Source organism: Paraburkholderia sp. TE9906 (assembly GCF_056279605.1).
The window spans coordinates 348,102-368,646 of sequence record NZ_JBWCCT010000005.1 but is presented as its reverse complement, the minus strand read 5'-3'; the positions used below and the strand labels follow the sequence as shown (position 1 = coordinate 368,646).

Annotated in this window: 19 protein-coding genes; 10 read left to right on the top strand and 9 right to left on the bottom strand. The window is 66.5% G+C overall.

Going from position 1 to position 20,545, the window contains the following annotated elements; all coding sequences use genetic code 11:
• The first annotated feature begins 104 nt into the window (after positions 1–104).
• The 7 genes from ACZ9H4_RS15720 (at position 105) to ACZ9H4_RS15690 (ending at position 6,380) form a co-directional block, all read left to right on the top strand.
• Entirely contained in the window at positions 105–1,031 is a 927-nt protein-coding gene (locus ACZ9H4_RS15720) for an NAD(P)-dependent methylenetetrahydromethanopterin dehydrogenase (protein ID WP_408155808.1), read from the top strand.
• A 7-nt stretch (positions 1,032–1,038) separates the two neighbouring features.
• The gene (locus ACZ9H4_RS15715) at positions 1,039–2,268 is read left to right on the top strand and encodes an ATP-grasp domain-containing protein (RefSeq protein WP_476119536.1); all 1,230 of its coding nucleotides are present in this window, start codon (positions 1,039–1,041) and stop codon (positions 2,266–2,268) included.
• Entirely contained in the window at positions 2,231–3,271 is a 1,041-nt protein-coding gene (gene mch / locus ACZ9H4_RS15710; RefSeq protein ID WP_408141337.1) for a methenyltetrahydromethanopterin cyclohydrolase, read from the top strand. Before ACZ9H4_RS15715 ends, mch begins: the two co-directional genes overlap by 38 nt.
• On the top strand, positions 3,268–4,320 hold the full coding sequence (locus ACZ9H4_RS15705) for an ATP-grasp domain-containing protein (RefSeq protein WP_408326976.1): 1,053 nt from the start codon (positions 3,268–3,270) through the stop codon (positions 4,318–4,320). Before mch ends, ACZ9H4_RS15705 begins: the two co-directional genes overlap by 4 nt.
• Positions 4,313–5,185, top strand: a complete 873-nt coding sequence (locus ACZ9H4_RS15700) for a triphosphoribosyl-dephospho-CoA synthase (protein WP_476119533.1) — start codon at positions 4,313–4,315, stop codon at positions 5,183–5,185. Before ACZ9H4_RS15705 ends, ACZ9H4_RS15700 begins: the two co-directional genes overlap by 8 nt.
• A gap of 153 nt (positions 5,186–5,338) precedes the next feature.
• Positions 5,339–5,848, top strand: coding sequence for a formaldehyde-activating enzyme (gene fae / locus ACZ9H4_RS15695; protein ID WP_408141334.1), 510 nt, complete (start codon positions 5,339–5,341; stop codon positions 5,846–5,848).
• Positions 5,849–5,969: 121 nt separating this feature from the next.
• The gene (locus ACZ9H4_RS15690) at positions 5,970–6,380 is read left to right on the top strand and encodes a hypothetical protein (RefSeq protein WP_408141333.1); all 411 of its coding nucleotides are present in this window, start codon (positions 5,970–5,972) and stop codon (positions 6,378–6,380) included.
• 79 nt (positions 6,381–6,459) lie between these two features.
• Here the strand turns inward: ACZ9H4_RS15690 and ACZ9H4_RS15685 are convergent, their stop codons facing one another.
• Positions 6,460–6,951 (bottom strand): dihydroneopterin aldolase, encoded by a 492-nt coding sequence (locus ACZ9H4_RS15685; protein WP_408326983.1) that lies wholly within the window; start codon positions 6,949–6,951, stop codon positions 6,460–6,462.
• A gap of 350 nt (positions 6,952–7,301) precedes the next feature.
• Between ACZ9H4_RS15685 and ACZ9H4_RS15680 the strand changes: the two genes are divergently transcribed.
• Genes ACZ9H4_RS15680 through ACZ9H4_RS15670 form a run of 3 tightly spaced genes read left to right on the top strand, consistent with a single transcriptional unit; the run spans position 7,302 to position 11,307 of the window.
• Positions 7,302–9,353 (top strand): sigma-54-dependent Fis family transcriptional regulator, encoded by a 2,052-nt coding sequence (locus ACZ9H4_RS15680; protein ID WP_408141331.1) that lies wholly within the window; start codon positions 7,302–7,304, stop codon positions 9,351–9,353.
• Positions 9,350–9,946 carry a flavoprotein gene (locus ACZ9H4_RS15675; RefSeq protein WP_408141330.1) on the top strand — a complete coding sequence of 199 codons (597 nt, stop codon included), beginning with the start codon at positions 9,350–9,352 and terminating at the stop codon, positions 9,944–9,946. The genes ACZ9H4_RS15680 and ACZ9H4_RS15675 overlap by 4 nt, the downstream gene beginning before the upstream one ends.
• Positions 9,925–11,307: a DUF6513 domain-containing protein gene (locus ACZ9H4_RS15670; RefSeq protein WP_408141329.1), complete on the top strand. Its 1,383-nt coding sequence runs from the start codon at positions 9,925–9,927 to the stop codon at positions 11,305–11,307. The genes ACZ9H4_RS15675 and ACZ9H4_RS15670 overlap by 22 nt, the downstream gene beginning before the upstream one ends.
• A 7-nt stretch (positions 11,308–11,314) precedes the next feature.
• Here ACZ9H4_RS15670 and rpe read toward each other — a convergent pair whose 3' ends face one another.
• From rpe to ACZ9H4_RS15630, 8 genes are all read right to left on the bottom strand, one after another.
• Positions 11,315–12,022 (bottom strand): ribulose-phosphate 3-epimerase, encoded by a 708-nt coding sequence (rpe, locus tag ACZ9H4_RS15665; RefSeq protein ID WP_408141328.1) that lies wholly within the window; start codon positions 12,020–12,022, stop codon positions 11,315–11,317.
• Positions 12,023–12,043: 21 nt separating this feature from the next.
• Positions 12,044–13,081, bottom strand: a complete 1,038-nt coding sequence (gene fba, locus ACZ9H4_RS15660) for a class II fructose-bisphosphate aldolase (protein ID WP_408155824.1) — start codon at positions 13,079–13,081, stop codon at positions 12,044–12,046.
• 32 nt (positions 13,082–13,113) lie between these two features.
• The gene (tkt, locus tag ACZ9H4_RS15655) at positions 13,114–15,165 is read right to left on the bottom strand and encodes a transketolase (protein WP_476119528.1); all 2,052 of its coding nucleotides are present in this window, start codon (positions 15,163–15,165) and stop codon (positions 13,114–13,116) included.
• Positions 15,166–15,220: 55 nt separating this feature from the next.
• Positions 15,221–16,093 carry a phosphoribulokinase gene (locus tag ACZ9H4_RS15650; protein ID WP_408141325.1) on the bottom strand — a complete coding sequence of 291 codons (873 nt, stop codon included), beginning with the start codon at positions 16,091–16,093 and terminating at the stop codon, positions 15,221–15,223.
• Between the two features lie 78 nt (positions 16,094–16,171).
• Positions 16,172–17,275, bottom strand: a complete 1,104-nt coding sequence (locus tag ACZ9H4_RS15645) for a class 1 fructose-bisphosphatase (protein WP_476119526.1) — start codon at positions 17,273–17,275, stop codon at positions 16,172–16,174.
• Positions 17,276–17,302: 27 nt separating this feature from the next.
• Complete coding sequence (gene cbbX / locus ACZ9H4_RS15640; RefSeq protein WP_476119840.1) at positions 17,303–18,301, bottom strand: CbbX protein; 999 nt, start codon at positions 18,299–18,301, stop codon at positions 17,303–17,305.
• A gap of 111 nt (positions 18,302–18,412) precedes the next feature.
• Positions 18,413–18,865 (bottom strand): ribulose bisphosphate carboxylase small subunit, encoded by a 453-nt coding sequence (locus tag ACZ9H4_RS15635; protein WP_408141323.1) that lies wholly within the window; start codon positions 18,863–18,865, stop codon positions 18,413–18,415.
• A 147-nt stretch (positions 18,866–19,012) separates the two neighbouring features.
• Positions 19,013–20,506, bottom strand: a complete 1,494-nt coding sequence (locus tag ACZ9H4_RS15630; protein ID WP_408141322.1) for a ribulose-bisphosphate carboxylase large subunit — start codon at positions 20,504–20,506, stop codon at positions 19,013–19,015.
• Between the last annotated feature and the right edge of the window lie 39 nt (positions 20,507–20,545).

Below are 20,545 nucleotides of genomic sequence, written 5' to 3'. Positions count from 1 at the left end.
CCCGCACGCGGCGGCGCACCATCGCCACCATCGGCGCGCTGCCACGAGCCCTTCGCTTGCGCGGTCCACCACCTTGCCACTGAAACCGGAACGAGCCTGCTGCCATGTCCGAAACCATTGAAAGGCCCTATATCCTGCACATGCTCACGGCCACGCCGCAGATGAGTCCGTTCGACGTCAACATGGCGGCCGACGCGGGCTACCAGGTCATCGTGCCGTACTGCAACGTGCTGCCGAACATGGTCGCGAACCTGACCCAGGACGCGATCTTTTCGCGTGGCCCGAAAGGCGTGTCGCGCACCGGCATCTTCATCGGCGGACGCGACGTGATGCAGGCCGCCGACATGCTCGACACCGCGCGCAAGGCGATGGTGCCGCCGTTCGAAGTGTCGGTGTTCGCCGATCCGAGCGGCTCGTACACGACGGCGGCCGCGGCCGTCGCCCTCGTCGAGCGGCATCTCGGCAAACAGCACGGCATGGAGCTGGGCGGCAAGCGCATGCTGATTCTCGGCGGGACCGGCGCGGTCGGACGCGTCGCGGCGGCGATGGCCGCCTCGCGCGGCGCCGACGTGACGATCGCGAGCCACCACGATCGCGCCCGCGCGCTCGGTGTCTCGGCGGAAATCAACCAGCGCTTCGGCATCGTCACCAACGGCATCAGCGTGGCGACGCCGGACGAATTGCGCGGCGCGCTGGCCGATGCGGAGATCGTGCTCGCCACCGCCGTGGCGGGCGTCCAGGTGATCAGCAGCGACGACCTCGCGTTTGCGAAACGCCTGCTGATCGCCGCGGACGTCAACGCCGTGCCGCCGGAAGGCATTGCCGGCGTCAACGTGATGAACGACGGCAAGCCCATCGACGGCGTGCCCAACGCGGGCGCGGTCGGCATCGGCGCGCTGGCGATCGGCAACGTCAAGTATCAGGTCGAACACCGGCTCTTCATGCGCATGCGCACCGGCGGCAAGCCGGTCTACCTCGGTTTTCCGCAAGCCTTCGACGAAGCCCGCGAGGTCGCGGCAGGCCTCGGTTGAGCCGGCCGTGACGACGCCGCGTCAGCCGCTCGCACAGGCGCCGTTCGTCGCGGTGGCGGGGCTGTCCGCGCGTCTGCTCGCCCAGTCCGCGACGCGCGCGGGGCTGCGGGTCGCCGCACTCGACCTCTTCGGCGATCGCGATACGCGCGCGGCCGCCGAGGTGTGGTGCGATATCGGCGGAGGTGGCGGCGCGCTGACGATCGATCGCGAGCGGCTCACGCATGCGCTGGAGCGCGTGGCGCGTCTGCCGCGTTTTCTCGGCTGGATCGGCGGCAGCGGACTGGAGCCGCTGATCGCGCAATTGTGCGGTGCACCCGGCTTGCCCCGTTTCATCGGCAACACGGCCGAAGCGAGCGCCGCCGTGCGCGAGCCACGACGTTTTTTTGCGCTGCTCGATGAACTGCATATCCCGCATCCTGCCGTTGCGTTCGCGCGACCTGCGACGGCCCAGGCGGGCTGGCTGTTCAAGCTCGCCGACGGTTGCGGCGGCACGCACATCAAACCGCTCGCGGCGCTCGGCGCGCAGAGCGTGCCCGCGCAAGGCTATTTCCAGCGCATCGGTCGCGGCCGGTCGCTGTCGGCGCTCTTTATCGGCGCGCAAGGCCGCGCGCAACTGATCGGTTTCGCGGAGCAACTCACCTGCGCACTGGGCGAACTGGCGTTCGTCCATGCCGGATCGATCGGTCCGATCGATGTGCCGCCGCAGGTCGCGGCGCGCGTGCAATCCGCCCTCGAAGCACTCTGTGCGCGAACCGGCCTGATCGGCCTCAACAGCTGCGACTTCCTGCTCGACGGCGACGCGTTCGAACTGCTCGAAATCAACGCGCGGCCCTCCTCCACGATGGCGCTTTACGAAACCGCGTCGCCTGATGCATGGCCGCACGGGCTGCTCCAATGCCATCTCGACGCGTGCCGTTTCGACCGGCTGCCGTCGAATCGCAGCGCGGCCCTGGCGCGCGAGCCGCGCTGGCGTACCGGCCAGCGCGTGCTGTTCGCGCCAGCGCCGTTCAATGTGTCAGCCGAATTCTCCGACGCCTGTCTGCGCGATCGTCAGTGCCGCGACGTGCCGATGCCCGGCACGCGCGTCGAAGCCGGGCAGCCCGTCTGCACGCTGCTCGTGCGCGCGGCCTCGGTGGACGCGGTGCGGCGCGCGCTCGATGCGCAGCGCGCCCTCGTCCTGCAACGAATCGAAACCTGCGATGAGCCCGACCATGTCCGCCTCCCCTCCCTCGCCTGACACTTCCCGCGCAGCCGCCGCACCCAGCGTCAACGCGCTGAGCGAGCGCCTCGTCGCCCGGCTGATCGACGATGCAGCGCGCCTTGGCGTCGTCATCAGCCATACAGCCGGCGGCACCGTGATCGCGGACGCCGGCGTCGAAGCCCCCGGCAGCATCGACGCCGGTGTGCTGATCGCGCGCATTTGCATGGGCGGACTCGGCCGCGTCGCGGTGCACTCGAACTTCGACGCGGCGCCGCTCTGGCCCACGATGATCGAAGCGCGCACGTCGTCGCCGGTGCTGGCCTGTCTCGGCAGTCAATACGCGGGGTGGAGCCTCGCGGCCACCAAGGAGCAGACCGGCGGCAAGAAGTTCTTTTCGCTCGGCTCCGGTCCCGCGCGCGCGCTGGCCGTCAAGGAGCCGCTGTTCGCCGAACTCGGCTATCGCGACCGCCATGAGCGCGGTGTGCTGGTGCTCGAAGTGGACCGCATGCCGCCGCAGGTGATCATCGATAAGGTGCTGCACGATTGCGGCCTCGCGCCCGAAGGACTCACGCTGATCGTCACGCCGACACACTCTGTCGCGGGGACTGTACAGGTGGTGGCGCGCGTCGTCGAAGTTGCACTGCACAAGACGCATGTGCTCGGTGTGCCGCTCGATGAAGTCGTGGAAGGCGCGGGCTCGGCCCCGTTGCCGCCGCCCGCGCCCGACGGCATCCAGGCGATGGGCCGCACCAACGACGCGATCCTCTACGGCGGCCGCGTCCATCTGACCGTCAGGCGCGACGACACTGCGCGGCGCCTCGCCGAAAGCTTGCCCGCCGCGAATTCGCGCGACTATGGACGGCCGTTCGCGGACATCTTCACGTCGTTCAATTTCGACTTCTACCAGATCGATCCGGCGCTGTTCGCGCCCGCCGAAGTGTGGGTGAGCAGCCTCGAAAGCGGCGCGACCTACCACGGCGGGCGGCTCGAAAGCGCGTTGTTGCAAGATCAATGGGGCGGCAAGCCCGTCGCGCCATGACGCTCACGCGAGCCGGTGCAACGCCCGCCACCGACCCTGACGCGAAGTCCGACGCAAAGCACGCGGGCGTGCGCATCGCGATCCTGACCGACGAAACCGGCTGGCACACCGGACGCCTGAAAAAAGCGTTCCGCGCGCGCGGCGCCGAGGCGCGCTGCGTCGATCTCGCGGATTGCCGCATCGACACCACGTGGCAACCTCACGGGCTGGTGGTGCCGGGCTTCGGTCATACGCTGCCCGACGCGGTCTTCGTGCGCGGTATCGCCGGCGGCACCTTCGAGCAGGTGACGCTGCGGCTCGGCATCCTGCACGCGCTGCGCGAATCCGGCGTGCCGGTCTACAACGACGCGCGCGCGATCGAGCGCAGCGTCGACAAATCGATGACCAGCTTCCTGCTGCACCGCGCCGGCGTGCCGACACCGGCGACGTGGGCGGTCGAATCCGCGGCGTTTGCGCAGCGCGTACTGATGCGCGAAGCGGCCGCGGGCCGCGAAGTCGTGCTCAAGCCGTTGTTCGGCTCGCAGGGCCACGGCCTCAAACGGCTCGGCGCGCGCCGTGGCGGGCTTGCGCCATTGCCGTCGCTGCGGCCTTACCGGCAGGTCGCTTATCTGCAGCGCTACGTCGCCGGCGGGCGGCCCGGGTTCGACTGGCGCGTGCTGGTGATCGGCGGGCGCGCGGTGGCGGCGATGCGGCGCGTCGGCGGCAAGGACTGGATACACAACTTCGCGCAAGGCGCGCTCTGCGAGCCGGCCGAACTCGATGCGCCGCTCGCGCAAACGGCCGTGCAGGCGGCCGCCGCGCTCGGCCTCGACTATGCCGGGGTGGACCTGATCCCCAATCCCGAGGACGCCGCGCGTCCGCTCGTGCTCGAAGTGAACGGCGTGGCCGCATGGCGCGGCTTGCAGTCGGTCACGCGGCTCGACCTCGCGGCGGCGCTCGCCGATGACCTGCTCGAGCGCAAGCTCGCCGCGCAGCGGCGTTTGCTCACGCAGTCCGATACGTCAGCCGATACAGCGGCCGTCGCCACGCTGCCCGCACGCCATGCCTGAGACCGGCGCGCTCACACCGGACCAGGTTCGCGCGGCGTTCCTGCAAGCGTGCGCACTCGACGTCGCCACGCCCAAGCCCGGCAACGTCAGCATGCAAAGCCCCGGCCACGGCATGAGCGCCGCGCAGTTCCTCGCCAGCGCGGACGCCGCGGCGGACGTGCTGCTCGCGCGCGGCGCACCGGTCGGCCGGCGCATTCTCGATGCGGTCACGCGCACGCGCGATGCGGTCGGCTGCAACACGAACCTCGGCATCGTGCTGCTCGTCGCACCGCTCGCCGCGGCGCTGGAGGATTGCGCGCAAGCACCGTCGGCGCACGCGTGGCGCGCGGCGACTTCACGCACGCTGGCGGCCCTCGACGTCGACGACGCGCGCCTCGCCTACCGCGCGATCGCCCTCGCCAATCCAGGCGGCCTCGGCGACGCCCCCGAGCAGTCGGTCCATGCGCCGCCGACGGTCGGCCTGCTCGACGCGATGCGGCTCGCCAGCGACCGCGACAGCATCGCCCGTCAATACGCGAACGGCTGTCAGGACATCTTCGAAACGGGTCTCGCCGCATATCGCGAAGCGCCGGCGGGCGCGCCCGAAGCGGCGATGCTCGGCGTGTTCCTCGCGTTTCTCGGCGGCTGGCCCGACTCACACATTGTGCGCAAGCACGGCATGGCGCTGGCGCAGAGTGTCACGCTTGCGGCACGCGAACATCACGCGCGCTGGCGGCAAACGGCGCTTCATGCGTCACGCGGGGAGGCGGCCGCGCAGCTCGACGCATGGGATGCCGAGCTCAAGGCGCGCGCAATCAATCCGGGCACCAGTGCCGATCTCGCGGTCGCCACGCTGTTCGTCGCCGCTTGCCTCGAAAGCCTCTGAAGCACCGGCCTCACCCGATCCGGGCCGCGCACTGGCACGGAACATGTTAGTTAGTACCGCCGTACATCAATACGCCGCCGTGCGATGCAGGAGCAGCACGATTGCAGGCGGCGGCCAATCAGCAGGTCCGTTACCACTCATCGGAGGAACAGAATGGCCAAGATCAACCGCGTCATGATCGGGGAGTCGCTAGTCGGCGACGGCAACGAGGTCGCGCACATCGACTTGCTGATCGGACCGCGAGGTTCGGCTGCGGAAACCGCATTCTGCAACGCGCTCACCAACAATAAGGACGGCTTTACATCTTTGCTCGCGGTCGTCGCCCCGAATCTGCTCACCAAGCCGAACACGATCCTCTTCAACAAGGTGACCATCAAGGGCGCGAAGCAGGCCGTGCAGATGTTCGGCCCTGCGCAGCACGCGGTTGCCCTCGCGGTCGCCGACAGTGTCGAGGACGGCACGATCCCGCAGGACGAGGCCGACGATCTGTTCCTGTGCGTCGGCGTGTTCATTCACTGGCAGGCGGAGGACGACAAGAAGATCCAGCAGTTCAACTACCAGGCGACGCGCGAGGCCATCAAACGCGCCGTCAACGGCGAACCGAGCGCGGCGGAAGTCGTCGCGAAGAAAGGCACCGTCGCGCATCCGTTCGCACCGAACTGATTACGCGCGGTACGGGAGGAGACGCGGCGCTCGCAGGGGCCGCCTCCTCGCGCATCCTGTTGCACGGCTGACCGCACCTATGTTCGACAAGCAGGCTCAATGCTCCCGCAGAGGCATGAAAATGACCATAAGATGTCGCGCGCTTTTCGCCTTCACCTGCCTCGCGCTGGCAGCACCGCTCAGCTGGGCGGAGGGCGATGCGCCAACCGGGCCCGCTCCGGCGGGCGGCTACAACTATCCGACGCAGGGCCGCGTGGAATACGTGCTGACCTGCATGGACGACAACGGGCACGATTTCGCGAACGTCTATAAATGCTCGTGTGTGATCGACAAGATGGCGGCCGCCCTTCCGTACGACGAATTCGTCGCGCAGTCGACCTTCTCGAAGTACGCGACGCTCGGCGGCGAAGGCGGCTCGGAATTCCGCGTCGACCATGCGAAGTCGCAAACGAAGAAATTCCGCGCGCTGCAGATGACTGCATATCAGGCGTGCGGATTGGGTTCGCAGAAGACACCTACGGCCGCGAAGTAGTGATGCGGTGCACCGCCTATGCGGGGCATGCATGGGGTGAATGGCGCCGCTAATGCGGCGCCGCGTCAACTGCCGCGTTTCAGTTCGGCACCAGCCCTTCTCCCAGCGATGCGTAACTGACGACGCCGGCACCGGACGCGGACAGTGCACCACGTCGCCGTTCGATCTGCACACCCACCGCCGCGACGTCGTCGAATTTCGCCGGCTTCGCGAGCGACACACGCACCCAGTGAGCGCCGAAATCCGCAATCAGTAATTGCGCGATGTTTTCCGCGAGCGCTTCGAGCAACCGGACCCGATGTGTCGCGAACAGATCGAGCAATGCACTGCGTACGGCCGCATAGTTGACCGTGTCCTCGATCCGATCCGTCGTGCAGGCGCGAATCGCCGGCACGCCGATTGCGAGATTCATGCGCACCGGCTGCGGGACGTGCTGCTCGCTGCTGTCGATACCGATGACCGTCTGGCCTACGAAGTTTTCGATGAAGACGATGTCCATGCGTTCGGGCATTGCGGCGGTGTCGGAGACGCCGGGAAAAGCGGCAAGGCGAACAGTATCGATACGATCCATGGTGTACTCCGCCGCGACGCGGCTTCGGGTTAATACTGCATCAGGAACAGCGGCGACGGCGGCGGCACACTCTGTGCCGAAGCTGCCACAACGCCATCGAATAGGCCCGTCAACAACGCAACGAATAGAGAAAAGCAAATATCGGGCACAGTCGGTGGTGATAATGCGACTTCCTGTTGAACCAAACCGCCATCGGGCGTAGAGTTTTAAATAGCCGCCTGAGAGAGGCCGGTCGCGTAGGCGCATGCGAACGTACGAATTCGCGGCGTCAGGGGAATACAGGATTGATAAAGCGGCATTCGTGGCGTGCTCAAAAGCAGGTCCGAAATGCCGCAACGGAGACAAACCCCATGTCGTTGCTCGCTGACAGCAATACGCACGTCCGAGAGGTGTTGAACGTCGTGAATCATCAGTTGACCACACGCCCGACGAGCCAATCCGTCGCCCAATCGTGGGCGCGCTGCATCAACGAATTTCAGCTCGACCCCTCGCGTTTCGTCACCCCGCCAGTCCTCACGCAGTACGAATTAAGCGCGCGCCGCGAAGCGCTCGGCGATCTGATCGCCTGCTCGAAACTCGAGATGACGACGCTCTATCAGCAACTCGCCGACCCCGAACTTGCGGTCGTGCTAGTCGATGCGGGTGGCGCGATCGTGCATCAGGTGTCGTCGGTGCCGTTTGCCGAGGCGGTCGCCGAAGACGGCTTCCGGGTCGGCGCGCTATGGAGCGAGCGCGAAGCCGGCACCAACGGCATGGGCACCTGCCTTGCCGAGCGCGACTGCATCGCCGTGTGTCAGCACGAGCATTTCTATCCGCGCTATACGTCGCTCACCTGCTCCGCCGCGCCGATCTTCGACGACAGCGGCGAGATCGCGGGCGTACTCGATGTGACGAGCCGCTCCAAGCTGCTGCAACAGCACTCGCTGGTGCTCGTCGGCATGTCGCGGCAGATGATCGAAAACCGTTTGCTGGACGCGCGTTACCGTCACGCGAACATGATCCACTTTCACAGCCGTCCGGAATTCGTCGGCACGCTGCACGGCGGCAAGCTCGCCGTCGCGGACGACAGCACAGTGCTCGCCGCGAATCGCAGCGCGCTGTTCCAGCTCGGCTTCCGCTCGCTCAGCGAACTGCGCGGGCGGCGTATCGAAGAAGCGTTCAACGCGTCGCTCGAAGACATGATCGCGCGCAGCATCCGCGGCTCGTTCCATCCGGTCACCGTGTACAGCGCGAACGCGACGAACCGCTTCTTTCTCGTTGCGCAGACCTCGCAGAACAACAGCGGGCGTGTCGCGCGCGTGCTCGGCAGCGACGCGCCCGCCGCTGCTCGCCATAGCGCGCCCGAGAAGCGCCCGCCCGCGCCGAAGCTCGACGAGATCGCGCACCTGGAGTTCGGCGACCCGCGCATGGCGTCGCAGATTCAACTGGCCGCGCGCGTGATCCAGCGCAAGATTCCGATCGTGCTCAGAGGCCAAACCGGCACCGGCAAGGAAGTGTTCGCGCAGGCGCTGCATAGCATCAGCCCGCATGCGGGCGGTTCTTTCGTGCCGGTCAACTGTGCGTCGCTGCCCGAGAACCTGATCGAGAGCGAACTGTTCGGTTATCGCGCCGGTGCGTTCACCGGCGCGCAGCGCGAAGGACGGCGCGGCAAGATCGTGCAGGCCAACGGCGGCACGCTCTTTCTCGACGAGATCGGCGACATGCCGCTCGTGTTGCAGGCGCGTCTGCTGCGCGTGATCGAGGAACACGAGGTCACGCCGCTCGGCGCCGAGACCACCGTCAAGGTCAATTTCCAGTTGATCAGCGCGAGTCACCGCAATCTGCTCGAACTCGTGCACAGCGGGCAATTCCGCGAGGACCTGTATTACCGGCTCAAGGGTGTCGAGCTAAACCTGCCGCCGCTGCGCGAGCGGCTCGACAAGCTGCCGCTGATCCACCATCTGCTCGCGAACGAGACCGACGATCCGCCGGAACTGAGCCCCGAAGCCGAACACGCGCTGCTGAGTTACGCGTGGCCGGGCAACATCCGGCAACTGCGCCACGTGCTGCAAATGGCGATCGCGCTGTCCGACGGCCAGCCGATCCGTTGCGAGGACTTGCCGCCCGAAATCACGCAACGCGCGCCGGGCGGGGACATGCCTGCAGCCCTCGGCCTCACCAGCGCGGACATGGACGCGCATCTGACCGACGACGCGGACATCTCGGCGCTCAATGCGATCCAGTTGAACGAGCGCGAAACGGTGTTGTCATTGCTCGACGAGCATCGCTGGAACGTCAGCAATGTCGCGAAGGCGCTCGGCATCAGCCGCAACACGCTGTACCGGAAGATGCGCCGGCTGCACATCCGGCTGTCGCATGAAGGCTCGCCGTCCGACGGAATGCCGCTCGATCTCGACGCATGACCCACACGCCCGCACGCGATCTCGCCGACTTCAAGCCGGACGCGCGCTTCGCGTGGTGCGTGACCGGCTCCGGCCATCTGCTCGAAGAGTCCATCGCGCTCGCGCTGCAATTGCCGCGCGTGGACCTCTTCCTGTCCGCGGCGGCGGAGGAAGTGCTGCCGCTGTATGGCTGGCCGATCGACAAACTGCGCGAAAAATTCCGCGTGCTGCGCGACAATAGCGCGAGCGGCGTGCCGGTCGGGATGCTCTATCACGGCGTCTATCACACGGTCGTGATCGCGCCGGCCACCAGCAACACGGTCGCCAAATGCGCGTACGGCATCTCGGACACGCTGCCCACCAACATGTACGCGCAGGCCGGCAAGCAATGCATTCCGGGCATTGTCTTTGCATGCGACACCGAACCGACCGTGATCACGGCGAGCCCCGACGAATGGGTCGAACTGCGGCCACGGACGATCGAACTCGACAACGTTGAGCGCCTGTCGCGCTTCGAATATACGACGCTCGCCCGCTCGCTCGACGAACTCAAAGCGGCGCTCGATCAACGCCTGTCGACCCTCGATCTTGCATGGACCACATCCTCTTCCTGACCGGCCGGCTTGCCGAACCGAGTCTGCTGCGCGTGCTCGACAGCATGGCGCCGACGCCGTTCAGCTGGGAGGTCCGCGAAATCGGTCTGCAGGTCGCCGCGTTGATGACGGCCGACCTGATCCAGCGCCGCGTGCCCGCCCCGCTCACCGCGCAACGGGTGATCGTGCCCGGGCGCTGCCGCGGCGATCTCGATGCCCTCGCCCTTCACTATGGCGTGCCGTTCGAGCGCGGTCCCGACGAGGTCAAGGACCTGCCGCAATTTTTCGGCCGCAAGGCGAAGCCGTTCGATCTGAGCCGCTACGAGACAGAAATTTTTGCGGAGATCGTCGACGCGCCGCGCCTCGACCTCGACGGTATCGCGCGCCGCGCGCGCGAGTATGCGGCTCAGGGCGCCGACGTGATCGACATCGGCTGTCTGCCTGAAACGCCGTTTCCCCATCTCGAAGACGCGGTCCGGCGGCTGAAGGCCGAAGGCTACCGCGTGAGCGTCGATTCGATGCGCACCGACGAACTGCTGCGCGGCGGCCGCGCGGGCGCCGACTACCTGATGAGTCTGAACCTCGACACGCTCTGGATCGCCGACGAAGTGCCGTCGACGCCGATCCTCGTCGCGCGCGAGCCGGGCGACCCGGCCTCGCTCGATACCGCCATCGAACAGCTGTCCGCACGCGGTCGCGCCTTCTACGCCGATCCGATCCTGGACCCGATTCCGTTCGGGCTTGCCGTGTCGGTGGCGCGATACGTGCGCTTGCGCGAACGTTATCCGGACATCGCGATCATGATGGGCATCGGCAACGTGACGGAGTTGACCGAAGCCGACACGAGCGGCATCAACGCGGTGCTGCTCGGCATGGCCGCCGAATTGCGGATCGGCGCGGTGCTGACCACGTCGGTGAGTCTGCATGCGCGGCGCGCGCTGCGCGAAGCCGACGTCGCGCGCCGCGTGATGCATGCCGCGCGCGATGCGCAAGTGCTGCCGAAAGGCATCAACAGCGATCTTGCGACCGTGCATGCGAAGCGGCCGTTTCCCTATAGCGCCGACGAAATCGACGAACTGGCGCGTGGTGTGCGCGATCCGAATTTCCGCGTCCAGGTCAGCGCCGAAGGCATTCACGTCTACAACCGCGACGGCCATCGGCGCGCGGAAGACCCCTTCGCGCTCTATCCGCAACTGAATCTCGACACCGACGGCGGCCACGCGTTCTATATGGGCGTGCAACTCGCGCGCGCGGAAATCGCATGGCGGCTCGGCAAGCGTTTCGATCAGGACCAGCCGCTCGACTGGGGCTGCGCGGTCGACCGTCCCGACGAAGACCTGCTCGCCTGGCGCGCACCCGGCGAGACGATGAAGAAAGGCTGACGGCCAGTCATCCCAGCGCGGCCACGCCCGCGCTTTCCGCCACCGTATCGAGTTCGTCGCGCAAGCGGCCGATTGCCTGCTTGCGATCGGCCGCGCCGAACACGGCCGAACCGGCCACGAACACATCGGCGCCCGCCGCGGCGATCCGCGCGATGTTCGACGCGTTCACCCCGCCATCGACTTCGATCAGCAGCGGCCGGCCGGTACGCTGCATGGTGGTGTCGACACGCTCGCGCAGGAGCCGCAGCTTGTCCAGCGTTTCCCCGATGAACGCCTGCCCGCCGAAGCCCGGATTGACCGACATCACGAGCACGACGTCGAGCATTTCCATCACGTGATCGAGCATGGCAAGCGGCGTGGACGGGTTCAACGCGAGTCCGGCGCGCACGCCGTGCGACTTGATCAGTTCGATGGTCCGATGCACATGCAGCGACGCCTCCGGATGAAAACTGATCGAATTCGCGCCCGCCTCGGCAAAGGCGGCGACGAGCGGATCGACCGGCATCGTCATCAGATGCACGTCGAACGGCATCGTCGCATACGGCCGGATCGCCGAGCACACCAGCGGCCCGACGGTCAGGTTCGGCACGTAGTGGTTGTCCATCACATCGAAATGAAGCCAGTCCGCGCCGGCTGCGCTCACGTCGCGAACCTCGTCCGCGAGACGGGCGAAGTCCGCCGACAGCAGCGACGGCGCAATCAGGAATTCACGCATCACGTTCTCCCGGCCAATGGTTTAGTGATAGCGGCGCGCCATCGCGTCGAGCGGGAGCGGCTTGATCCGTGCCGCCTGGCCCGCGCAGCCGAACGCCTCGAAGCGCTCGACGCAGAGTGCGCTCGCGGCCGCCGTCGCAGCCTTGAGCGCCGCGCGCGGATCGAACTCGGAGCGCGCGTTGGCGAGCGACTTGCGCATTGCGCCGCTCATCGCGAGCCGGATGTCGGTGTCGATGTTGACCTTGCGCACGCCATGCGCGATGCCGCGCCGGATTTCCTCGACCGGCACGCCGTACGTCTGCGGAATCTCGCCGCCGTATTCGCGGATCACCGCCAGCCATTCCTGCGGCACTGAAGACGAACCATGCATCACGAGATGCGCGTTCGGAATCCGTTCGTGAATGTCGATGATCCGGTCGATCGCTAGAATGTCGCCGGTCGGCTCGCGGCTGAACTTGTAAGCGCCATGCGACGTGCCGATCGCGATCGCGAGCGCATCGACGCCGGTCGCTTCGACGAAGCGCCATGCTTCCTCGGGGTCGGTGAGGAGATCGTCGCGCGCGAGCTGGCCGCTCGCGCCGACGCCGTCCTCCTCGCCCGCCGTGCCGGTTTCGAGCGAGCCGAGGCAGCCCAACTCGCCTTCGACCGAGACGCCCACCGCATGCGCCGCCTCCACGACACGGCGGCTTACCTCGACGTTGTAGTCGTAAGCGGCGGGCGTTTTCTGGTCCGGCAGCAGCGAGCCGTCCATCATCACCGACGTGAAGCCCGAGCGGATCGCCTGCTGGCAGACGGCCGGGCTCGCGCCGTGATCCTGATGCAGCACCAGCGGAATATCCGGGTGCGCTTCCAGCGCGGCGAGCACGAGATGGCGCAGATAGGGCTCGCCCGCATACTTGCGCGCGCCCGCCGAGGCCTGCAGGATGACCGGGCTGTCGGTCGCCTCGGCGGCGCGCATGATCGCCTGAATCTGCTCCATGTTGTTGACGTTGAACGCAGGCACGCCGTAGTCGTGTTCGGCCGCGTGATCCAGCAGTTGCCGCAGGGTGATGAAGGCCATGACTGACTCCTCGAGATGAAAACCGGTTCGGCTCAGTGCGCGCGTTGCGCGACGCGGCGCGCGGCGTCCACCACCGCCTGCGTGCTCAGATTGAAATGGTTGAACAGCGCGGCGGCCGGGGCCGATTCACCGAACGAATCAATGCCCACGACGCCGCCGTCCAGCCCGACGTATTGCCGCCAGAACGCGCTGACGCCCGCCTCGATCGCGACGCGCGGCACGCCCGGCGGCAGCACCGCCTCGCGCCACGCGGTCGTTTGCCGGTCGAATGCGGTGGTGGACGGCATCGACACGACGCGCGCGGCGATGCCCGCGGCTGCGAGTGGCGCGACGGCATCGAGCGCGAGCGCGACTTCGGAGCCGGTTGCGATGAGCACGACGCGTGCGTGGGGCGCAAGCGCCGGGTCGTCCGGCCAGTCGCGCAGCACGTAACCGCCCCGCGCGATGGCCGCGATCTGTTCGGCGGAACGGGTGACGAAAGGCAGGTTCTGCCGGCTCAGCAGCAGACATGAAGGCCCGTTCCGTTCGACCGCGGCAACCCATGCCTGCGCGGTCTCGACCGTGTCGCACGGGCGCCAGACGTCCAGCCCCGGGATCAGCCTGAGGCTCGCCGCATGTTCGACCGCCTGGTGCGTCGGGCCGTCCTCGCCGAGCCCGATCGAATCATGCGTGAAGACGAAGATCGTGCGCGTTTTCATCAGCGCGGCCATGCGCAGCGCGTTGCGCGAATAGTCCGAGAATGTGAGGAACGTGCCGCCGAACGGCAGATGCCCGCGATGCAACGCAATGCCGTTCATCACCGCGCTCATGCCGAATTCGCGCACGCCGTAGTGCAGATAGTTGCCGCCTTGCAGGCCGCCGTCGTCGGTGCGGACTTCGGTTGCGCCTTTCCAGTCGGTCAGGTTCGAGCCGGTCAGATCGGCCGAGCCGCCGAGCATTTCCGGCAAGCTGCGCGCGAGCGCCGCGATCGCCTGTTGCGAGGCCTTGCGCGTCGCAATCGATTCGGCCGCGCAATCGGCGTCGCGCACCAGCGCGCGGGCCGCGTCGCGCCAATGCGCGGGCAGCGCGCCCTGCACGCGCCGCTCGAACTCGGCGGCCTCGTGCGGGTAGTGCTGGCGGTACGCCTCGAAACGCGCGCGCCAATCGGCTTCGACGGCCTCGCCACGCGCGCTCGCGTCCCAGCTTGCGCGGACTTCGGCGGGCATCTCGAACGGCGCATGCGCCCAGCCGAGCGCGTGGCGGGTTCGCGCGACTTCGTCGGCGCCGAGCGGCGCGCCGTGTACGTCATGCGTGCCGGCCTTCGACGGCGAGCCCTGGCCGATCACCGTCCTGCAGCAGATCAGCGTGGGGCGCTCTGCTGCGCGTGCGGATTGCAGCGCGTGATCGACGGCATCGACATCGTGTCCGTCCACATTGCGCACCACGTGCCAGCCATAGGCGGCGAAGCGCGCCGGCGTATCGTCGGCGAACCATTGCTGCACGTGACCGTCGATCGAGATGCCGTTGTCGTCGTAGAGCACGGTCAGCCTGTCGAGCTTCAACGTGCCGGCAAGCGACGCCGCTTCGTGCGAGATGCCTTCCATCAGGCAGCCGTCGCCGGCGAACACGTAGGTGCGATGATCGACGATCCGGTGTCCCGGCCGGTTGAATTCGCGCGCGAGCAGCGCCTCGGCGAGCGCCATGCCGACGCCGTTCGCGAGCCCCTGACCGAGCGGGCCGGTAGTCGTTTCGACACCCGGCGTGACGCCCACTTCGGGATGCCCCGGCGTTTTGCTATGCAACTGGCGAAAGCGCTTCAACTCGTCGATCGGCAGGTCGTAGCCGCTCAGATGCAAGAGGCCATACAGCAGCATCGAGCCGTGTCCGTTGGACAGCACGAAGCGGTCACGGTCGGGCCAGGCCGGATTGCGCGGATTGTGTTTCAGATGGCGGTCCCACAGCGCGACCGCAATCTCGGCCATGCCGAGCGGCATGCCGGGATGCCCTGATTTTGCCGCTTCCACCGCATCGATCGCGAGCATGCGCAGCGCGTCGGCCATCAAGCGGGTGGCGGGTATGACCACCGATTCTGCGACAGCACTCATCGAATCTCTCCTTGCAAAATGAACACGCTCCGCGCCGGCAGGCACACGGCACGTATCAGGCACGCGCGCGCCGGTCGATCAGTTGCAGAATCATCGGCGTGAAGATCAGCTGCATGGCGAGGCCCATCTTGCCGCCCGGCACGACGATCACGTTCGGGCGCGACATGAACGAGTCGTGCAGCATCGTCAGCAGATACTGGAAGTCGATCCCCTTCGGCCGCGCGAAACGAATCACCACGAAGCTCTCGTCCGGCTGGGGAATCTCGCGGGCGGTGAACGGATTCGAGGTGTCCACGGTCGGCACGCGCTGGAAGTTGACATGCGTGCGCGAGAACTGCGGGCAGATGTAGTTCACGTAGTCGGGCATGCGCCGCAGGATCGTGTCGACCACGGCTTCATGCGAGTAGCCGCGCATCGTCTGATCGCGGTGCAGCTTCTGGATCCATTCGAGGTTGATGATCGGCACCACGCCGATCAGCAGATCCGCGTGCCGCGCAATGTCCACCTTGTCGGTGACGGCCGCGCCGTGCAGCCCCTCGTAGAACATCAGGTCGGTGCCGGGCGCGACCTCCTCCCACGGCGTGAACGTGCCGCCATCCTGTTTGTACAGCTGCGACTCGGCGGCGTCGTGCACGTAGTGGCGCAGCTGGCCGGTGCCGCTTTCGCCGTAGCACGTGAAAAGCGTCTCCAGCTCTTCGAGCAGATTCGCCTCCGGGCCGAAATGGCTGAAGTTCGGTGCGCCGTCGTGTTCATGCTCCTTCATGGCCGCGCGCATGCCGTTGCGGTCGTAACGATGGAATGCGTCGCCCTCGACGATCTGCGCATTGATGTGCTCGCGTCTGAAGATATGGGTGAAGCTCTTCATGACGGTCGTGGTGCCGGCGCCGCTCGAACCGGTCACCGCGATGATCGGATGTTTGACTGACATAGGTTGTCTCCGGATGGCAATGTTCTGGCCGCCTTCGCGACGGGCGGTGCGTGGCCTGCTGTCTCTGCTAGCGGCGCGTCACGCGGTGAAATCCGGCAGAAACAGCGAGCGCGGGCTGAACAGCGGCGACGTGAACGGCTTGTCCTCGCCACGGTCGTATTCGCCGTGATAGCGCGCGATGCGTTCGACTTCGTGCTTCGAGCCGAGGATCACCGGCACGCGTCCGTGCAGCGCATGCGGACGGACGTCGAGAATGCGTTCGCGCCCGGTGATCGACAGGCCGCCCGCCTGCTCGACCAGAAAGCTCATCGGGTTCGCTTCGTAGAGCAGCCGCAGGCGCCCTTCCATCGCCGGCGTTTTCGAATCGCGCGGATACATGAAGACGCCGCCGCGCATCAGGATGCGATGCACCTCCGCGACCATCGACGCGATCCAGCGCATGTTGAAGTCGCTCGCCCGGCACCCGCTGCGGCCGTCCTTGCACTCCTGCACATAGCGGCGTACGGGCGGTTCCCAGAAACGTTCGTTTGAGGCGTTGATCGCGAACTCGACGGTATCTTCGGGAATCCGGATGTTCGAATGCGTGAGCACGAAATTGCCGATGTCACGCTCGAGCGTGAAGCCATGCGTGCCGTTGCCGACCGACAGCACGAGCATCGTCGACGGCCCATACACCGCGTAGCCGGCCGCGACCTGCTCGCAGCCGGGGCGCAGGAAGGCGGCGTCGCCCACTGCGTTCCTGTCGCTGCCGTTCACGCGCAGCACCGAGAAAATCGAGCCCACCACGCCGTTGATGTCGATATTCGACGAACCGTCGAGCGGGTCGAACGCAAGCAGATAGTCGCCACGCGGATAGTGCGGCGGAATCGCGTACACGTCCTCCATTTCCTCCGACACCATCGCCGCCAGCAGACCGTCCCACTCGCATTGCTGCACGAAGATCTCATTGGTCGCGACGTCGAGCTTTTTCTGCTCCTCGCCGTGTGTGTTGACGGTCTGCGCGGACCCGTAGTTGCCGCCTAGCGAGCCTTTCGTGAGCATCGCCGAGATCGACTTGATCGCGGCGGCCACGTCGATCAGCAGCGCCGAGAGTCCCGCTGTTTCCACACCGTTCCCGGGCGACGGCTGCCGGTCGAGCGTGTCGATCAGGAACTTCGAGAGTGTCGTGCGTCCGTCCTGCATGGCGTTTCTCCTGGAGGGTGTCATGACTCAGCCCGACGGCGCCGTATGGGCGCGCGACGTCGGTATGGACGGCAGCGGCTCGTCGAAGACGCGGCTCGCGCGCACGTCGGTCGCGTCGATCAGCGTGAGCGCGGCCGAGTCGATCGGCGCGCCGCCGTCGAGCGCGCTCGCGAACAGCCGGTTGGCCTGACGCAGCCGCGCGCGGTCGAGCGCATTGCGCACCGAACGGGCATTGGCGAAATTCGGCTGACGGATGCGACGCGCGAGATAGTCGGCGAACGCATGCCGCGACGCGGCGTCGAAGCGGTAGTGCATGGTGCCGAGCATGCGCTCGGCGATGTCGAGCAGTTCGGCCTCGGCGTAATCGGGAAACGTGATGTGATGCGCGATGCGCGAGCGGAAACCCGGATTGCTCTCGAAGAACACTTCCATGCGCGAAGCGTAGCCGGCCAGAATCACCACGAGATCGCCACGCTGGTTCTCCATCGTCTGCAGCAGGATCTCGATCGCCTCTTGCCCATAATCGCGCTCGTTTTCCGGGCGATACAGGTAATACGCCTCGTCGATGAACAGCACGCCGCCCATCGCGCGCTTGAGCACATCGCGCGTTTTCGGCGCGGTATGGCCGATGTACTGCCCGACCAGATCGTCGCGCGTGACGGAGACCAGATGATTGCGGCGAATGTAGCCGAGCCGGTGCAGCACCTCGGCCATGCGCAGCGCGACGGTGGTCTTGCCGGTGCCGGGGTTGCCCGAGAAGCACATATGCAGCGTCGGCGCGGCGCCCGCGAGGCTGAGCGAATCGCGCGCGCGCTCGACCAGCAGATGAGCGGCCACCTCACGGATGCGGGTTTTCACCGGCGCGAGGCCGACCAGATCGCGATCGAGTTCGCCGAGCACGTCGCCGATGCCGGAGTCGCGATACAGCGCCGCGAGATCGACATGCGGCGTTTCGTTGCCGGGGGGCGGCGCGTCGGCTTGCGGCGCTGCGGTGCGCGTGTCCGGCGCATCGGCGCTTCGCGGCATCGACGACAGGATTGCGTGCGCTATGGCAGCGTCGTCTCTCATGGCTTCTCCTTGTGGCGATTCGTCTACGATGCGGCGAAAATCGCTTCACGCTGCATGCCCCGCGTGCAATCAGCGCGCTGTCCGTGGCCCTGACCCTGACCCTGGCCCATACCGCTCGCCCGACGGACGGTCGCTCGCATAGCCCGCGAGACCGTAGCGCTGCACGCGCCCTTGCCCGTCCTGACGTGTGAGTCGGAAGCCCGGCTCCTCGTCCGGCCTGTTGACGATGAACGACAACCGCATCGTCTCGAAGCTGCGCACCGAATCGAACGCATTGACCTTGATGTAGTGCTGCGGCCGTGCCGCGCGGCAGGCTTTCACTTCCTGCAACACGCCGGCCGCGTCGTGCAGATCGAACATCGGCAAGCCCCACATTTCCCAATAGGTGTTGCGCGGATGCGGGTCGTCGGTGAATTCGACCGAACATGCCCAGCCCTGGCGCAGCGCGTAGTCGATCTGCAAGCCGATCTCTTCGTCGGTCAGCTCGGGCAGAAAAGAGAACGTTCCTTGTGTAATGCGCATGACGAACCTCGTTGTTTGATGTCACGTTCGGATGAACGGCGCCAGCACTTCCTCGCGCGGCGCGGTGGCACCGCCATATGGAGCCGCTGGTGAATCGGCAACGGGCGCTGACCCGATGCCTCGCGTTGCTGACGTCGCTTACATCGTCTAGGCCGCCGTCGGCGTGGCGGCGAAATCCGGCGTATCGGTGGACGCGTAGTTGAAAGTCACATCTCGCCACGTGTCGAGCGCCTGCTTGAGCGGCGTGCACCAGCGAGCGGCGGCTTCGAGCACCTCCGGCCCCTCGTTGAGAATGTCGCGGCCTTCGTTGCGCGCCTTGACCATCGCTTCGAGCGCGACGCGGTTCGCCACCGCGCCCGCCTGAATACCGCCAGGGTGACCGATCGTGCCGCCGCCGAACTGCAGGATCGCGTCGTCGCCGAACAGGTCGAGCAGTTGATGCATCTGTCCCGCGTGAATTCCGCCCGACGCCACCGGCATCACCTTGCGCAAGCCGGCCCACGGCTGATCAAAGAAAATCCCGCGCGACAGATCGACCGCGTTGCGCGCGTCGCGGCAGACGTTGTAGTAACCCTGCACCGACAGCGGATCGCCTTCGAGCTTGCCGACCGCCGTGCCCGCATGCGCGTGATCGACACCCGCCATGCGCAGCCACTTCGCGATCACGCGAAACGAGATGCCGTGATTGCGTTGCCGCGTGTACGTGCTGTGTCCCGCGCGATGCAGATGCAGGATCATGTCGTTCCTGCGGGCCCAGCGCGACATCGACTGGATCGCGGTCCAGCCGATCACGAGGTCGATCATCACGATGCATGAGCCGAGTTCCTTCGCGAATTCGGCGCGCTCGTACATGTCCTCCATCGTGCCGGCCGTGACGTTCAGATAATGACCTTTGACCTCGCCGGTTTCCGCTTGCGCGCGGTTCACCGCGTCCATTGAAAACAGGAAGCGGTCGCGCCAATGCATGAAGGCCTGCGAGTTGATGTTTTCATCGTCCTTAAGGAAATCGAGTCCGCCGCGCAAGCCTTCATAGACGACCCGCCCATAGTTCTTGCCCGACAAACCCAGCTTCGGCTTGACCGTCGCGCCGAGCAGCGGCCGCCCATACTTGTCGAGACGTTCGCGCTCGACGACGATGCCGGTCGGCGGTCCCTGGAAAGTCTTCAGATAAGCAACAGGTATGCGCATGTCTTCGAGACGCAGCGCCTTGAGCGGTTTGAAACCGAACACGTTGCCGATGATCGACGCGGTCAGGTTCGCGACCGAGCCCTCTTCGAACAGATCGAGGTCGTAGGCGATGTACGCGAAAAACTGCGGCTCGTCGGCGCGCGAGGCCGGCACCGGCTCGACGCGATAGGCTTTGGCGCGATACATGTCGCACGCGGTCAGCCGGTCGGTCCACACGACGGTCCACGTCGCCGTCGACGATTCGCCGGCCACCGCGGCCGCCGCTTCCTCCGGGTCGACGCCGGGTTGCGGCGTGATGCGAAACAGCGCGATGACGTCGGTTTCCTTCGGCTCGTAATCGGGTTGCCAGTAACCCATCTCGCGGTATTTCATGACACCTGCTGCGTACCGTTCGCGTGGATTGCGCGGATTGCGTTCGGGCTCGATCACCACCGGTTGACTGAAATCGTTCATGACGTGTCCTCGAATGTGGCAAGCGCGTTGCCGGAAGAA

Coding starts and splice junctions, on each gene's coding strand:
- ACZ9H4_RS15720 (WP_408155808.1), top strand. CDS start 105: ATGTCCGAAACCATTGAAAGGCCCTATATCCTGCACATGCTCACGGCC.
- mch (WP_408141337.1), top strand. CDS start 2,231: ATGAGCCCGACCATGTCCGCCTCCCCTCCCTCGCCTGACACTTCCCGC.
- ACZ9H4_RS15705 (WP_408326976.1), top strand. CDS start 3,268: ATGACGCTCACGCGAGCCGGTGCAACGCCCGCCACCGACCCTGACGCG.
- ACZ9H4_RS15700 (WP_476119533.1), top strand. CDS start 4,313: ATGCCTGAGACCGGCGCGCTCACACCGGACCAGGTTCGCGCGGCGTTC.
- fae (WP_408141334.1), top strand. CDS start 5,339: ATGGCCAAGATCAACCGCGTCATGATCGGGGAGTCGCTAGTCGGCGAC.
- ACZ9H4_RS15690 (WP_408141333.1), top strand. CDS start 5,970: ATGACCATAAGATGTCGCGCGCTTTTCGCCTTCACCTGCCTCGCGCTG.
- ACZ9H4_RS15685 (WP_408326983.1), bottom strand. CDS start 6,951: ATGGATCGTATCGATACTGTTCGCCTTGCCGCTTTTCCCGGCGTCTCC.
- ACZ9H4_RS15680 (WP_408141331.1), top strand. CDS start 7,302: ATGTCGTTGCTCGCTGACAGCAATACGCACGTCCGAGAGGTGTTGAAC.
- ACZ9H4_RS15675 (WP_408141330.1), top strand. CDS start 9,350: ATGACCCACACGCCCGCACGCGATCTCGCCGACTTCAAGCCGGACGCG.
- ACZ9H4_RS15670 (WP_408141329.1), top strand. CDS start 9,925: ATGGACCACATCCTCTTCCTGACCGGCCGGCTTGCCGAACCGAGTCTG.
- rpe (WP_408141328.1), bottom strand. CDS start 12,022: ATGCGTGAATTCCTGATTGCGCCGTCGCTGCTGTCGGCGGACTTCGCC.
- fba (WP_408155824.1), bottom strand. CDS start 13,081: ATGGCCTTCATCACCCTGCGGCAACTGCTGGATCACGCGGCCGAACAC.
- tkt (WP_476119528.1), bottom strand. CDS start 15,165: ATGAGTGCTGTCGCAGAATCGGTGGTCATACCCGCCACCCGCTTGATG.
- ACZ9H4_RS15650 (WP_408141325.1), bottom strand. CDS start 16,093: ATGTCAGTCAAACATCCGATCATCGCGGTGACCGGTTCGAGCGGCGCC.
- ACZ9H4_RS15645 (WP_476119526.1), bottom strand. CDS start 17,275: ATGCAGGACGGACGCACGACACTCTCGAAGTTCCTGATCGACACGCTC.
- cbbX (WP_476119840.1), bottom strand. CDS start 18,301: ATGCCGCGAAGCGCCGATGCGCCGGACACGCGCACCGCAGCGCCGCAA.
- ACZ9H4_RS15635 (WP_408141323.1), bottom strand. CDS start 18,865: ATGCGCATTACACAAGGAACGTTCTCTTTTCTGCCCGAGCTGACCGAC.
- ACZ9H4_RS15630 (WP_408141322.1), bottom strand. CDS start 20,506: ATGAACGATTTCAGTCAACCGGTGGTGATCGAGCCCGAACGCAATCCG.